Raw genomic sequence first — 13,418 nt, 5'->3', positions numbered from 1 at the left:
GACAACGCCGGGCGACATGACCGGAGATCTCCCCTTCTGCGCGCGCGGAGACGGCCTTGTCTGAAAATCGTCTGGGCCGACCGCTCGAACGGCGCCTGTGATCCACCTGGGCGATGCACAGGAAGCACCGCCCGACCGACCGGCCGGAACAGCCCGTCGCGCCCTCAGAACAGGCCGTCCTGACGATGGTCGTCGCTGGTGAACCGGCGGACGGGAAAGCGTGCTTGCCGACCTGCGGGATCGGCGGCCTCGCCGGCGTCCGCCGCCGCCGGGCCCAGCTCCCACCCCCGCATCAATCGCGTGTCCAGCACGATCGCCCCTTCCCCGGTGGTCAGTTGGAGATCGGGGCCGGCGGCCGCGACCAGCCGCCCGCTCAACGAGCCGCCGGGGACCAGCTCGCGCACCTCCCCGAAGGCGGCGGGCGCCCCGGCGAGCCCGAACGCCCGCACATGATCGACGGGGTGGAAGGGGGCACGCTCCAACGACTCGGGCCAGCCGCCCAGTTCCACGGCCCGCCCGTACACCTCGCGTATCTCACCGGCCCGTTCCGCCTCCGACGCCGGCAACGCGGCCCGCACCGCCCGCTTGTCGGCGTACGGAATCCGGTCCGGAACCCGCAGCGCGGCCCGCAGCAGTTCCTCGGTGCGCCGGGCGGCCATCAGCGGCCCGGCGCCGAGCCAGCTGAAACAGACCGCGCCCTGCTCCAGCAGCCGCACCGACCCGCGCTCGACCGCCGTGATCCCGACCTTGACCAGGCCGGGCCCGAACCAGGCGAGATACACGCGGTACGGCCGCGGATCGTCGGCGACCGCGTCGGCGGCGACGGAGTGCGCCCGGTCCAGCCGCGCGCACTCCTCGCACCGGGCCCCGGTGCTCCTCCCGGAGACCCCCGTCCCCCGGGGACACGCGTGGCCCTGAGCCCCGACGCACCGCCGCACCCTGCCCCCCGCCACCTCGAAGGAGACCTGCTTCCCCCAGGACAGCGGACTACGACGCCCCCCGTCCCACATCAGCGTGGGACCCTCCGGCGACCACCGCAGCCCCGCGCACTTCCATGCCTGTGCCATCACCCGCAACGGTAGGCCCCGGCACTGACAACGCGGTCCCGGCCGTCCGCCCGCGCCCGGCGAGCCGGCACCCCACGCACCCGGGATGCCCCTCCCGGGCCCCCGGATCCCGCACCCGCATGCCCCACTCCGCCCGGGGCCGCTTCCCCGGCGGCTTGCCCCACCCGGCGAGATGCAGCCCCCAGGTGACCAGCAGGCCCAGCGCGGCGACGACGCCCCCGCCGACCAGCGCGGGCACGGAGACGGCACACACCCCCACGCCCATCAGGGAGACCCCGACGGTCGCGACGGCCACCCCGCTCCACCCGGCGATCGTGTGCCCTTCGTCGTACAGATGCCCAGCCACAGAATCTCTCACCACCTAAGAAGTTAGATACAGAAACCTCTTACAAGGTAAGACATGTGGAAAGCAGATAACAAGGACCCAGCACCGACGCACCGGAGAGGACCCGGACCCGCGATGACCTCCGCCCCACTTCCCTTCCCGCCCCGCCCCGCCGCCACCCCCGCGAAAGCGCTCTCGGCGATGGACGACCTCATCGCGGCCAGCATGGTCGGCCAGCAGGAGATGGCCCAGCGCCTGGACCTGAACGTCACCGACCTGACCTGCTTCGCCTACGTCATCCAGGCCGGCGAGGACCTCCTCACCGCCGGCGACCTCGCGTCCCGGGTCCATGTCACGACGGGCGCGGTGACCGGCATCCTCAACCGCCTGGAACGCGCCGGCTACGTCACCCGCCGCCCCGACCCCCAGGACCGCCGCCGAGTCCGCGTGGCGGCGGTCCCCTCCGCGGTGGCCAGGGTCTACGCCCTCTACGAGCCGCACTACGCCCGCCTCGACGCCCTCTTCGCCGACTACTCGCCGCAGGAGATCGCCGTCCTCGCGGACTGGTTCACCCGAGCGACGACGCTCGCGAACGCGTACCGGGAGGAACTCCGACTACGGGAGGAGGAGGCGGAATGAGCGGGGCTCACGACGACGGGACGGCCGGACCCGCGTTGTGCGGGTTGAGGAACCCGGCCTCCTGCGGCACGTGCGGCGGAAGGTCGGTGCGCGGGTCGGGTCGGGGTTCCGGGCGGGGGTCGGCAGGCCGGGGGACGAAGACGGGGACCTCCGACTGGTAGAAGATGTCGATGTCGGCCTCCTCACCGCTGACGATCAGGGTGTCCCACGCCCCGCTCTCCTGAAGCGTGCGCAGCGTCTCCGGCGCGAGCGTGGCGAGAAGGGCGCGCAGTTCGTCGTCGGTCGGCATGCCCGGAAGGCGGGACGACAGCCGCTCGCGGATGGCGACCATGCGGTCCAGCAGCAGGTCGAGGTCGGAGCGGCGCGCCGCCGAACCGTCGTCCGGCTCCATGCTGCGGGCGACGATGTCCTTGATGGCGCGGGTGACGCCCTCGGCGTCGGTGGTCACCATCGCGTTCCAGGCCCGGGACTTGTGCCGGTACTGAAGCATCGACATGGCCGCCTCGTGCCGGATGAAGTCGGCGTCGCGCAGCGGTCGGCCCTGCCAGACGCGGCTGAGCGAGCGGGCGAGCGAAGTGGCCGACGCCAGCCCGCTGTTGAGGCCGCGGCCGGGCCAGAAGTGGATGGCGTTCGCCGCGTCGCCCAGCAGGAAGCCGAAGGTCCCCGGGGTCTTCGCGGTGGGCCGGCTGAGCTGGGCCGAGAAGCGCGGGCGCTGCACCATGTCCAGACGGAACGAGGTGACCGCCGACAGATCCTCCTCGGGCACCCCGAACAGCTTCAGCCCCTCCTGGATCCGCTGCCACAGCGGCGAGCCCTGGAGCAGGGCGGGCAGGAACAGGGTGCCGTGCGTGGGGCAGACGAACTCGTTGTGCTCACCCCGGGTCATGACACAGGGGCGCGCGGCGATGCACTCCTCGAAGACCTTGCGGACCGGATCGATGCCGATCACGTCCTCGGCCTCCTCGCGGGTGAGCCGCATGTTCAGGAAGCCCTCGCCGCGCAGCGAGTTGAGCAGGAAGCGGTTCTGGGACACGGTGAGCAGGACGCTCGTCGGGTCCGACAGCGTCGACTTCACCCGCAGTCCCAGGACGACATCGCGCAGGTGCTCGCCGTCGAGGGAGTAGATCGAGGCGTCGGCCGCCCCGAAGCGGTCCGCGTAGTGCTCGCGGGTACGGGAACGTCCGCCCTCGGCGATGACGAGGACATGGTGGTGAGCAAGCCGGTTCTGCTGCTCCTCCACGTCGAAACGCTCGGGGACCAGCCTGATGGCCTGGCGCTTGTTGGCCAGCGCCAGCAACTGGTCCTCGACGCGGGCGATGCGGATGTTGCGGGGCGGACGACCGTCCACGGAGTCCGGTCCGACGGGCCACATCTCCGAGAAACCGCCCGAGTCGTCGAACAGCGCCGAGCGGACCTCCTCGGACAGCGCCAGGTACTGCCGGCTCTGCACGGTCACGACCTGCTGGCGGCGCACGTTGCCGTGCCGCTCGTCCTTCCAGACGACGGTGGAGCCCTCCTTGCGCCACCGGGCGTCGTACACGGTGATCTGCGCACGTCCCGGGAGTTGCTCATCCAGCGCCAGGGCCAGGGCGAGGCCGACCGGCCCACCGCCGGTGACGGTGACGCGCAGGGTGCCGGGGTCGGCGTTCGGGTCGACGCGCGGCGAGTTGAGCAGGGAGAGGTCCATGACCGTCTCCATCGCTTCCTGCGCCTCGTAGAGGAAGGTCTCGTCGCCGATTCGTATGCAGTCGTTGGGGCGCAGCACATGCCGCGTGACGCGTTCGTCGTTGACGTACGTGCCGTTGCGGCTGTCCCGGTCGTACAGGACGAACCCGGCGTCCTCCGTGACGATCTCGGCGTGCAGACGCGAGGCGTTGGCGCTCACGAGCACGATTCCGTTGTCGCCCTTACGACCGAGCGTCAGCGGTGAGCCGTCCAGAACCACACTCTGACCAGTGAAGGGACCCGTACGTCCCACGATGACCGAGGGCACCTGCGCACTCCTTTTCAACGGCACTCGTTTTCAGGGGCAATGGCATCCAGCTCGACGGCGATGGCGTCCATGGTGTCGGACGGGCTACTCGCACGTCACGGAGAAGGGCACCGTGTTCGAGGTCGTCCCCAGAGGGCCCTTGACCTCCACTCCGATCTCGCTGGTGAAGGTTCCGGCCTTGGAGTACGCCGTCAGCCGCACGGTGTCCTGGCCGGTACGGTCCCCGCCGCTCGGGAAGGTGACGGAGCGCCACTCGTGATCGACGACCGAACCGTCCTTGGACACCCACCGATAGGTGATCTCGGCCGGTGCCTGGTCCACGGCGAACGTCGCCGTGAAGGTGGGGGCCTGGTCGGCCGGCGGCGAACAGGCTCCCCTGTAGGTCGTGTTCACACCCGTCACCGTCACCCGGACCTGCTGCGCGGTGTCCTGCTGGGACTGCTGGGACCGGCTCGGCAACGCACTGCCCGTGCTCGCGGCCTTGCCGTCCCCCTTCTCGTCGTCGCCACGACCGACCAGCGCGTAGCTCAGCCCGGCGATGAGCAGGACGCACGCCACCGCGCCCGCGATCACGGCCGCGGTGCGCCGGCCACGACGCGGGACGACGGCAGCCGGCGGCTCGAAGGCGATGGGCGGCCCGAACACACCGAGCGGAGCGGTGGCGACAGCCGCCGCGGAGGTTGTGGGCGTGGGCACGGGTGCGGGTGCGGGTGCGGGTGCGGGTGCGGGTGCGGGTGCGGGTGCGGGTGCGGGTGCGGCTGCGGGTGCGGCTGCGGGTGCGGGTCGAGGGGGCTGCGGGGATTGCGCGGGCTGGGCAAGCACTGTCTCGGTCACGGCGTGCGCCACTGCCGTCGGTGCGGCGTCGAGAGGCGGTACGTCAGCGACGGTCCGTGCGTCACCGACGGCCCGTACGTCTCCGACCGTGAGAGCTGCACCGGCCGTGGGAGCGTCACCGACCGTAGGCGCCTCCAAGGCGTCGACGGCCGTGGGGGCCTCCAGGGCGGCGCTCGTGGGCGCGTCCTCGGCGGCCGTCGGGGGCGTCGCGGTCACCGGGGCCGCCGGAACCGCCGGGGCCGTCCGGGCCGTTTCGCCCGCCGCGATCGACCGCAGCTCCCGCTCGGCCTGCTCGGCGCTCATGCGCTCGGCAGGCTCCTTGCGCAGCAGCCCCTCGATGACCGGAGTGAGCGGACCGCACCGGCGCGGCGTCGGGAGATCGTCGTCGACGATCGAGCGCAGGGTGTTGAGCGGAGTGTCCTGGCGGAAGGGGGAGAGGCCCTCCGCGGCCGCGTACAGCAGAACGCCGAGCGACCACAGGTCGGACTCGGGACCCGGAGTACGGCCGAGGGCCCGCTCGGGCGGAAGGTACTCGGGGGAGCCCACGACCTCGCCGGTCATGGTCAGTGAGGAGTCGCCCTCGACCATGGCGATGCCGAAGTCGGTGAGCACGACGCTGCCGTCCTTGCCGAGCAGCACGTTGGCGGGCTTCACATCGCGGTGCAGCACGCCCTCGCCGTGCGCGGCACGAAGGGCGGACAGGACCTCGGCGCCGATCTGCGCCGCCCGTTTCGGGGACAGCGGTCCCTCGGCGCGCAACAGGTCCCCCAGTGAGCGGCCGCGCACGAGTTCCATGACGATCCAGGGGCGGCCGCCGTCGGTGGCCACGTCGTAGACGGTCACCACGTTGCGGCTGGGGATGCGGGCGGCGGCCCAGGCCTCCCGTTCCAGCCGGGTGTACATCCGCTCGATGTGCGCGGCGGACAGCCCGGCCGGGGCGCGCACCTCCTTGACGGCGACATCGCGGTGCAGTGTCTCGTCGCGCGCGCTCCACACCGTTCCCATGCCGCCCTCGCCGAGGCGCGACCGCAGCAGATAGCGGCCCGCGACCCTGCGCTCCTGGTCCGGTGGCACCTGTACGGCCTCCTTGTCACGCATCCGCGCGGCTCCCCCTCTCCTTGTACGGCTGCAGAGGCGATCACCGATGTCGCCCCCGCGCAGCAGTCCCGTCACCCTGCGTACTCCGCTCGGCAGAGAGCCCGCGCCCGGCGCCGTCCCTCTGGGAGTTCCTCGTGTGGAGGCGACGCGCTGCCGTGCCGCCCGCCGCTACCAGATGTTGCAAGAGTCGCTATCAGATACACGCAGAGGCCGACAGGATTGGTTCACCTCTTGGCAGACAACTTGTCGCAGTTCTCGCCCTGTTGTCCGACACGCCTCAAGTGGCTACCCGCACCGGGCCCCGGCCATCCACCCTCGCCATGGACCCACAAATCGAACACGTGATTGAATTTACCCATGCGACCGTTTCCCGCCGACCTCGCCCGGGCGCAGCAGGAGTGGAGCGCCACCTACCGGCAGCTCGCGGCACAGCCCGGCCGTACCGAGCTGCGCCGACACCTGTACCGGAGCTGGACTCAGCTGTTCTTCCACCCCTACTGGCGACAACGACGGCCGAGCGCCGCGGAGTGGCGGGAGCTGCGCGACCTGGGGCGGTCGGACCGATGCGGGTGATCGTGCATCCGCCGACTCCCGCAGGGCACCGACGCGTGCGTGTGGACGGCGAGATCCTCGGGCTGGCCCACAACGCGGCCGACCTGGCCGAGTTCCTCCGGCGAGCCGGCCTGGAGATCGACCCTGCCGAGCTCACGGAAGCGCCGTGGATCGAGTGGCGCGGAGCGGGGCCGGAACGCTGGGGCCCGGAACCAAGCAGCTGACACCGCAAGGACGTTCACCTGCGCGCACGCGCCCGCCGGTCGCGGGCCGCCGGGAGCGGACATGCCTCCGGCCCCGTCCGGACGGTCGCGAACGAGGCTGAATGAGGCTGAATAAGGCCGAGTGAGGCTGAACGAGACGGAACCCGAGACGGTGGCGGCGGCGTTCCTAGTTCTCGGGTGGCTGGGTGACGACGATCCGCCAGATCACCGAATCGACCGCCGAGAACTTCCACGCCAGTTCGCGCATATTGGCGTGCGGTATCTGTGCGGTGAACACGCCGGTCCCGTCACCGCACTGAGACCCGGCGAGGGCCTCTCCGGCGGCGGTGATGTTGAACTTGGAGGGACCGGCGCAGGTCCACATCACCGTGACGGATGAGGCTTTCCCCGCTGACGCCGGAAGCGTGACACCGCCCGTGCCGTGACCCGACCCTGTGTACAGCGTCTTCGACCCCACGGGGATCGGGGACTGAACCGGATCGGGAAGGCCGGCCGGATTCGTCGGGGTCGGCACCGGAGAATCGGTCGCGCCGTGGGTGGCGGTAGCCCGGGGGTGTGCGCCGCCGGAACAGCCTGACACAAGCACCAGGGCCGACAGACCGACGACCAGCAGGGAAGGCTTCATCAGATCGTCCTCAACTCACGAGTGGGCGATAAAGGGCGCGAGCGCCGGGAGCCTGGCGGTCCCGTGATTCGAGACGATCCATTTGCAGCCGCCGTTATAGGAACCGCGCTCCCAGTTGAAGGAGTATCCCTTCGAACCGAGGGCAAGCCATCCGTCCTTCTGGCTCGCCGGAACTTTCCACGTACCGCCAAGGGTGACGGTAGTGGTCTTGGCGTAAGAGATCGAGCCACTGATGGTTTCCTCGGCGGAAGCGACGATAATCGACTCGCTCAGCTTTGCCGCATACGTGATGGTGCCGGTCCAGGTGTGGCCCTTGGCCACCGAGACCGAGAGCGTGACGCCGGACTGACCGTAGACGGTCTTGCTCTTGTCGCCGACGAACGTGCTCTTCACCTTGGTGATGGAGATGGCCGGATCGGGCGGGCAGCCGTCCGTATGCACCGGACCGTCGACGCCGGCATCGGCCGGCGCCGCAGGAATCGGGTTCCCGTCCTGATCGGAATTGACCTGCGTCGGGAAATCTTCAGCGAATGCAGTGCCCGTTCCCCCCGCCCCGATGACGAGAAAGGCAGTCAGCGCAACTGCTGTCCGGGCACGAGTGAGCACGGTCTTCATAATTACCTCCCCGTTCGCTCCCCTCGGGAGCGGCATGAGCACAACAATCAGACACCGCCCGGATGACCGTCAAGAAAATTCGAATAATTTGAGCAAGTGCTGAGCTTGGCGATTGGACAGCCAGGACCTGCGATTTCTCCGCGCCCACTGCTACAAGCGTGAGAATGTTGCCTTTACTTAAGCCTCTTTACTCAATCAAGGAAACTCAGGGCTGATCCTTGAACTTGGCCTTGTTTTCTCATGGGAGACCGCCCGCCGGATCAGACCGGCACCGACCGGTTCCCCGCCGAAGGCCTGAGGGGCTCCTGGATCGCGTCCAGGAGCCCCTCAGCCGCACCCGACGAGCGACGCCGAACGGTACGCGCGCTCAGAAGGGAGGCGGGTCCGGTCGGAAAGGGGTGCGAATGGCACCCTTGAGCAGGTTGATGATCCGCTCATGGGTGTCTCCGACCCGATCAACCACCTGCACTCTGACGAATACGTTCTCCACCTCGCTCATGGCCTCCTCTGTGAACCAGCCCAGGAACATCAACTGTTCCCCTGGAATGGGCCGACCAGCTCCTATGAGGTCGAGGGCAAAGTCTCGCCTGCTCAGCAGCGCTCGGCTCTCCATCGAGTCCACCGCCACCTGATGGGTCATCCAGTCCGAGGAGTCGACTGCACCGCCTTGGGCCTTCGCAGCGGACGTGTAGGTGACCCAGTAGCTCAGGTGCGTCGTAACAGCCACATCCTGGCCACCATTGAACAAATGGCACGCCCAAGCCAAACGGCTGTCCGGGGCCATGCCGTCCATGACACGGCCGAAGTAGCCGATGGCGGGTCTGACCGTGCGCGCGTACTGGGCACGAGCCAGAGATGCCCCGCCCGTGGCGAGGACGGCCGCCGTCGCGCTCTGGATGTCCAGAAGCTTGAGCTTCCACGGCCAGTCACGGGTGAGTCGCTGCGGCAGGTTCTCCCGGACCAGGGTGTAGCAGAGGAACAACACCGCGAGTCCGACGAGTACCAGCAGGAACTTTGAGAAGAGCCCGTTCCGGTGGATCACGCGCTGTGTCGTCTCCATGCCGCCGCCCCAGTCGACCCGCCCAGTTGATCAAACTCTAGGGAGCAATCTCGGATGGAGACAGAGGGCGTGAACGCTTGAGTACCGGGGGCGCGGGTCGCTGATTCAGGCGGCTCGCTCCGCCGCGTGCCCTGTCGCCGTGGCAGGGGGTCAGTCAGCCGTTGTCGAGGGAGGCCTGGGGCACGCGGGCTCGGCGGCGGGCATGGTGTCCTTCCGTCCTGTCGGCAGCACGACTCGATGCTTCGAGCCGGGTGCGCCGCCGGGCCCGCCTTGCGCAGGCACGGCTCCGGGGCCCGCCGCCGCTCCGGGAGCCGACCGTCCGCTGTCCGTCCGCCGCGCCGCTCGTCGGCAGAGATGAGGCAGGAAGGTGTAGAAGCGGTCGGGAAGGAACACGGCGTCCGCGACGATCATCGCGCCGGAGAAGAGAGGCAGCCCCATCAGCACGGCGATGCCGATGTGCATACCCAGCAGCATGGCGAGGACGGGGTACTTGAGCCTGCCGAAGAGCACGAACGGGAAGGCCACCTGCAAGAGCACGGTCATGTAGCCGACGACGGCGACCACGATCGTGTACTCGTCCACGAAGTGGGAGAGGGCGGGCCAGGGCTGGAACAGTTCGAGGTTCAGGACGTAGTGGAGCGCGGTGCCGCCGCCCCAGAAAGCTCCCTGCACCTTGTACAGGCCGGCTGATCCGTAGAGAAGACAGACCTGCACCGCGATCACGCACATGCCGCAGTTGTGCACCACCGTGATCAAAGTGGTCCGGGCATCGAGGAGTTGCCGCTTGAGACTCCCGGCCGGCTGCGACGCGGCACCCGCATCGACCGCCTTCAGCCTGCTTCTGCGCGCGTCCAGGGACCAGCGTCGGCCGCACGCGGTGAGGACGAGGTAGACGGACATCAGCAGGACAAGGTTGTCGCCCCCGTCCGTCATGAAGATCGCCCGGCCGTGGAACGAGGTCACCACGACGGCGAAGAGGACCGACAGGACACGGGTCCGCCAGCCCAGCATGAACAGTGCGGCCGTGACCAGCGCCAGCACATAGCAGAGCTCGAAGTAGGCGCGGCTGTCGGACAGGGTCAGGACGCTGAACCAGCCCGTCTGCTCGAAGAGCTGGTGTGCCAGGGCGGGCGTCCACGCAGAACCCGGACCCCAGATCTCGTCACGGTGCGAAAACTCGCGCAGCAGAAAGACCAGGTAGAGCAGTCCGTAGCCGATGCGCAGCACCGACGCCGCGTACAGGGACACCGGGCGGCCGGTCAGGAGGTCCCACACTGCGGTGATCCGGTCGGCGAGCCACCGGCCGACGCCGGCGGACGCGGTCCTCTGCGCCTCAGTTTCCATGGCGGGACACCTTCCACCAGGGCAGGAGCCGGTTCTCGACCGGCGTCCGCAGGCGATCGCCGACGGCGGGGCCGGCCGCGGGGACGGACAGTGTGACGACGCGGAGCTGGATGAAGTCGAAGGCCCCGTCCTTACGGGCGGCGGCACGGTCCGCGGCGATGTTGCTCAAGTACTTCTGCATCATCAGGGCGCGTTCGGTGCGCGCCTTGTCGTCTCCTCCGTGCGAGTCGACGTAACCGGCCCAGGCGCGGCGCAACATGTTCTGCGCCGTGTGGCTCGGGAACGGATCATGCACAACTGCGGAACGGTCCACGGCGGTCAGGTCGAACCAGGGACTCACCTGAACCGATCCGTCGGAACCGGTGTGCGCGGTTCTCGCCAGAATCTGCCGGTTGACGGATTCGGGGTCCGGAGCGAAAAGCCGCCAATTCTGTTCGAAGAAGGGGTACACCCAGGCATTGATCAGCGGGCTGTATCGCTTGGAGACGGTGTTGGCCGGTGCCACGTGGAGGAACATCAGAATCACGTGGACGACACTCGCCGCCAGGCACAGGACCACAATGGCGCACAGTCCGGATCTCAGCGCACGGGAACCTCTCGGCAACCTGGGCGGCACGACCGTCGCGTCAGGACATTCCTGCACGACCGGACCTGATTCGGAGTGCTGAACTTCCTTCACATCCGCTGAGTCAATTCCGCTCGACACCGCGTACCCTGTCTTTCTCATTTCAGCTGCTCGCACCTGCTTTCTGCGTCGGCTGCCACCGAAGGCGCGCGGCGGACTCGAAGAGAGTTCCGCCGCGCGCCGTCATCCGGTGAGCGGACTGATCACAGTGCGCTGCCTAGCCCTCGTAGTCCTTGGCGTGGTCGCCGCCCTCGTGGCCCTCGTGGCCCTTGGGCACGTCGTCGTAGCCGAAGTTCTCGTCGGACTGCTTGCCGTGCTCTTCCCGGCCCTGGTCGTGCTTGCCGTGCTCTTCCCGGCCCTGGTCGTACTTGCCGTGCTCTTCCCGGCCCTGGTCGTACTTGCCGTGCTCTTCCCGGCCCTGGTCGTACTTGCCGTGGTCGGGCTTACCGGGGTGGATGTACTGCCCGAGGTCGAGCTTGCCGCCGTGGTCCGGCCTTCCGTTGCCACCGTTGCCACCGTGGCCCGGTCCGCCCGGTCCGCCCGGTCCGCCCGGTCCGCCCGGCGCGTGGTCGTCCCCGCCGGGGCCGTTTCCGCCGGTCGTGTTCCCGGCGCTGTTGCCCGCGGTGTTCCCGCCGGTGGTGTTCCCCGCGGTGTTGCCCGCGTTGTTCCCGGCGGTGTTGCCCGCGGTGTTTCCAGACGAGTTACCGGCGGTGTTGCCCGAGGTGCCGCCGGTCCCGACGATGGGTCCGCCCAGGACGCCACCCGTGATGAGGCCACCGCTGACGAGGCCCCCACTGGTGGTCGTACCGGTGGTCGTGCCGGTGGTGGTGCCGGTGGTCGCTCCACCAGCCGTGGAGGCCGCGCACTCACCGAGGAAGATCCTGTTGTTGTTGAGGGTCACCGAACCTACCGAGGCCAGCAACCGGCCCTCGACGTTCGTTCCCTGGTTCACGGTGATCGAGTTCTCGACCATGAGGGTGCCCACGAAACTGGTGGTGACACCGAGCGACGCATCTTCGCCGACCTGCCAGAACACGTTGCACGGCGAAGCGCCGTTCGTGAGGAGAATCCGGCTGGAGGTCGCAGTCGTCAGGGATTCAGGAATCTGGAATACCCAGACGCCGTCGGAGCTTCCCTGACCGTCCAGGATCACGTCGCCGGTGATGCCGAGACCGATCGAGGCGTGGTAGACGCCGGGAAGCAGCGCCGGACCTCCGCCGATGCCCGCCGGAAGCGCGAAGTCCTGCACTTGGCCGGCGGCGTTGTTGTACGCCAGGAGCAGGTCGGACTTGGCCTGGAGGGCATGAGCGTCCGCAGGGTGCACAGCACCGCCCACCAGACCGGGCGGGAATCCGGTGAGGGACCCGTTCGGGTGCGACCCAAGGTCGTGCGCGAGCCGCGAGTTGCCGGTGTTGGTGACTCCTGCACCCGCCAGAACGGAGTAGCTGGCGGTTGTGCCCAGAGGCGGCGGCAATGCGATCGCCGACGCCACCGTCGGCGTCACGGCGACCATCACAGCGGCAACCATCACGGCAAGGGCCGAGCCCAGCACGCCGAACAAAGTACGGCGGCGAGCCGCTTGAGGAATCTTCAGCTTCATCAAAAGGTCATTTCCTGTGGGAGGCCGTGGCGTACCGGGCCCTACCGATCACCCGGGAAGCCTTTTCACTGCTGGCGCATATTAAGCAGAAATATCCTTGTTCCGGCCTCGACGAGGCGGGGGAAATTACCGCTCACACAAACAGCGCACAATGCTGCGTAAATACTTTGATTCACATTTCTTACTCCGCGCAATACCGGTCACCGCCGCGGTCCTCATCCGAGGAACCGCAGCCTGTCGACGGACCTTGCCCGTCACCGCACTGAGCGCCACTCGGTCGTCAGCGGGCCGCAGGGGTGCGCCTGAACAGGTTCCCGAGAGTCGGGCCGGAGCCCGGAGTAACCCATGGCACGCAACACAGTTGTCACGTTGATCAGGTCGGGCGGACGTCGCCCGCGACCTGCAACAACGTGGAGGAAAAAATGACCATTCCTACCGTTGCTCGGCGGACCGCGGTACGCACCGCGACAGTCGCCGTTCTTACAGCGGGACTCCTGATCGTCGGCGTCGCCGGCGCCCAAGCTGCGGAGGCTCCGGCCCTCGGGAGCCTGCTCCCGCAGGTCAACAACATCCTGTCGGGCATCCTGAACGGCAACGCCCTCAGCACGCTTTTGCCCAACGGCGCCCTCGGCGGCTGAACAGTCCTTCCGGGGCCTCCTCCGGAGGCGTTGACGTCACCCGTTGACGTCAGAGGCCCCGCCGGATTCACCGGCGGGGCCTCTGGTCTGCTGTGCACTCGGCAGGATTCGAACCTGCAACCTTCTGATCCGTAGTCAGATGCTCTATCCGTTAAGCTACGAGTGCTTGTTTATTCGGT

Annotated in this window: 14 protein-coding genes and 1 tRNA gene; 4 read left to right on the top strand and 11 right to left on the bottom strand. The window is 68.6% G+C overall.

From position 1 onward, the window contains the following. Positions 1-164: 164 nt before the first annotated feature. Positions 165-1,067 carry a DUF2797 domain-containing protein gene (locus AB0J04_RS07140; protein ID WP_363167347.1) on the bottom strand — a complete coding sequence of 301 codons (903 nt, stop codon included), beginning with the start codon at positions 1,065-1,067 and terminating at the stop codon, positions 165-167. Next, positions 988-1,413 (bottom strand): HGxxPAAW family protein, encoded by a 426-nt coding sequence (locus AB0J04_RS07135; protein ID WP_363167346.1) that lies wholly within the window; start codon positions 1,411-1,413, stop codon positions 988-990. The genes AB0J04_RS07140 and AB0J04_RS07135 overlap by 80 nt, the downstream gene beginning before the upstream one ends. Positions 1,414-1,527: 114 nt before the next feature. On the opposite strand from AB0J04_RS07135, the gene AB0J04_RS07130 reads away from it, so the two are divergent. Then, on the top strand, positions 1,528-2,031 hold the full coding sequence (locus AB0J04_RS07130) for a MarR family transcriptional regulator (RefSeq protein ID WP_363167345.1): 504 nt from the start codon (positions 1,528-1,530) through the stop codon (positions 2,029-2,031). A 7-nt stretch (positions 2,032-2,038) separates the two neighbouring features. On the opposite strand, the gene AB0J04_RS07125 is transcribed toward AB0J04_RS07130, so the two are convergent. Together AB0J04_RS07125 and AB0J04_RS07120 are read right to left on the bottom strand one after the other, a co-directional pair. Then, the gene (locus AB0J04_RS07125) at positions 2,039-4,024 is read right to left on the bottom strand and encodes an FHA domain-containing protein (protein ID WP_363167344.1); all 1,986 of its coding nucleotides are present in this window, start codon (positions 4,022-4,024) and stop codon (positions 2,039-2,041) included. A gap of 84 nt (positions 4,025-4,108) precedes the next feature. Further along, a complete protein-coding gene (locus AB0J04_RS07120; protein ID WP_363167343.1) occupies positions 4,109-5,956 on the bottom strand; it encodes a protein kinase in 1,848 nt (615 codons plus the stop codon). A gap of 357 nt (positions 5,957-6,313) precedes the next feature. Between AB0J04_RS07120 and AB0J04_RS07115 the strand changes: the two genes are divergently transcribed. Together AB0J04_RS07115 and AB0J04_RS07110 are read left to right on the top strand one after the other, a co-directional pair. Continuing rightward, a complete protein-coding gene (locus tag AB0J04_RS07115; protein ID WP_363167342.1) occupies positions 6,314-6,529 on the top strand; it encodes a hypothetical protein in 216 nt (71 codons plus the stop codon). Then, positions 6,520-6,732: a hypothetical protein gene (locus tag AB0J04_RS07110; protein ID WP_363167341.1), complete on the top strand. Its 213-nt coding sequence runs from the start codon at positions 6,520-6,522 to the stop codon at positions 6,730-6,732. The genes AB0J04_RS07115 and AB0J04_RS07110 overlap by 10 nt, the downstream gene beginning before the upstream one ends. A gap of 166 nt (positions 6,733-6,898) precedes the next feature. On the opposite strand, the gene AB0J04_RS07105 is transcribed toward AB0J04_RS07110, so the two are convergent. The 6 genes from AB0J04_RS07105 to AB0J04_RS07080 all read right to left on the bottom strand — a co-directional run bounded on the left by AB0J04_RS07105 (position 6,899) and on the right by AB0J04_RS07080 (position 12,553). After that, positions 6,899-7,096, bottom strand: a complete 198-nt coding sequence (locus tag AB0J04_RS07105) for a hypothetical protein (protein WP_363167340.1) — start codon at positions 7,094-7,096, stop codon at positions 6,899-6,901. A 276-nt stretch (positions 7,097-7,372) separates the two neighbouring features. Then, the gene (locus AB0J04_RS07100) at positions 7,373-7,972 is read right to left on the bottom strand and encodes a hypothetical protein (RefSeq protein WP_363167339.1); all 600 of its coding nucleotides are present in this window, start codon (positions 7,970-7,972) and stop codon (positions 7,373-7,375) included. A gap of 367 nt (positions 7,973-8,339) precedes the next feature. Next, positions 8,340-9,032, bottom strand: coding sequence for a hypothetical protein (locus tag AB0J04_RS07095; protein WP_363167338.1), 693 nt, complete (start codon positions 9,030-9,032; stop codon positions 8,340-8,342). 150 nt (positions 9,033-9,182) lie between these two features. Then, on the bottom strand, positions 9,183-10,376 hold the full coding sequence (locus AB0J04_RS07090; RefSeq protein ID WP_363167337.1) for an HTTM domain-containing protein: 1,194 nt from the start codon (positions 10,374-10,376) through the stop codon (positions 9,183-9,185). Then, complete coding sequence (locus AB0J04_RS07085; RefSeq protein WP_363167376.1) at positions 10,366-11,103, bottom strand: DUF5819 family protein; 738 nt, start codon at positions 11,101-11,103, stop codon at positions 10,366-10,368. Before AB0J04_RS07085 ends, AB0J04_RS07090 begins: the two co-directional genes overlap by 11 nt. A gap of 115 nt (positions 11,104-11,218) precedes the next feature. Continuing rightward, positions 11,219-12,553, bottom strand: a complete 1,335-nt coding sequence (locus AB0J04_RS07080) for an ice-binding family protein (protein ID WP_363167336.1) — start codon at positions 12,551-12,553, stop codon at positions 11,219-11,221. Between the two features lie 470 nt (positions 12,554-13,023). Between AB0J04_RS07080 and AB0J04_RS07075 the strand changes: the two genes are divergently transcribed. Then, the gene (locus tag AB0J04_RS07075; RefSeq protein WP_363167335.1) at positions 13,024-13,239 is read left to right on the top strand and encodes a hypothetical protein; all 216 of its coding nucleotides are present in this window, start codon (positions 13,024-13,026) and stop codon (positions 13,237-13,239) included. 93 nt (positions 13,240-13,332) lie between these two features. On the opposite strand, the gene AB0J04_RS07070 is transcribed toward AB0J04_RS07075, so the two are convergent. Next, positions 13,333-13,405, bottom strand: a tRNA-Arg gene (locus AB0J04_RS07070). Positions 13,406-13,418: the final 13 nt, after the last annotated feature.

The sequence above is a fragment of the Streptomyces sp. NPDC050263 genome, assembly GCF_040655955.1.
Lineage (GTDB): Bacteria > Actinomycetota > Actinomycetes > Streptomycetales > Streptomycetaceae > Streptomyces.
The sequence above is the reverse complement of the archived record's forward strand: the minus strand, read 5'-3'. Positions and strand labels throughout refer to the sequence as shown.

Excerpts from the sequence above, each read along its gene's own strand:
- AB0J04_RS07140 (WP_363167347.1), bottom strand. The coding sequence starts at position 1,067 with ATGGCACAGGCATGGAAGTGCGCGGGGCTGCGGTGGTCGCCGGAGGGT.
- AB0J04_RS07120 (WP_363167343.1), bottom strand. The coding sequence starts at position 5,956 with ATGCGTGACAAGGAGGCCGTACAGGTGCCACCGGACCAGGAGCGCAGG.
- AB0J04_RS07085 (WP_363167376.1), bottom strand. The coding sequence starts at position 11,103 with ATGAGAAAGACAGGGTACGCGGTGTCGAGCGGAATTGACTCAGCGGAT.
- AB0J04_RS07090 (WP_363167337.1), bottom strand. The coding sequence starts at position 10,376 with ATGGAAACTGAGGCGCAGAGGACCGCGTCCGCCGGCGTCGGCCGGTGG.
- AB0J04_RS07130 (WP_363167345.1), top strand. The coding sequence starts at position 1,528 with ATGACCTCCGCCCCACTTCCCTTCCCGCCCCGCCCCGCCGCCACCCCC.
- AB0J04_RS07105 (WP_363167340.1), bottom strand. The coding sequence starts at position 7,096 with ATGTGGACCTGCGCCGGTCCCTCCAAGTTCAACATCACCGCCGCCGGA.
- AB0J04_RS07100 (WP_363167339.1), bottom strand. The coding sequence starts at position 7,972 with ATGAAGACCGTGCTCACTCGTGCCCGGACAGCAGTTGCGCTGACTGCC.
- AB0J04_RS07095 (WP_363167338.1), bottom strand. The coding sequence starts at position 9,032 with ATGGAGACGACACAGCGCGTGATCCACCGGAACGGGCTCTTCTCAAAG.
- AB0J04_RS07115 (WP_363167342.1), top strand. The coding sequence starts at position 6,314 with ATGCGACCGTTTCCCGCCGACCTCGCCCGGGCGCAGCAGGAGTGGAGC.
- AB0J04_RS07110 (WP_363167341.1), top strand. The coding sequence starts at position 6,520 with ATGCGGGTGATCGTGCATCCGCCGACTCCCGCAGGGCACCGACGCGTG.
- AB0J04_RS07075 (WP_363167335.1), top strand. The coding sequence starts at position 13,024 with ATGACCATTCCTACCGTTGCTCGGCGGACCGCGGTACGCACCGCGACA.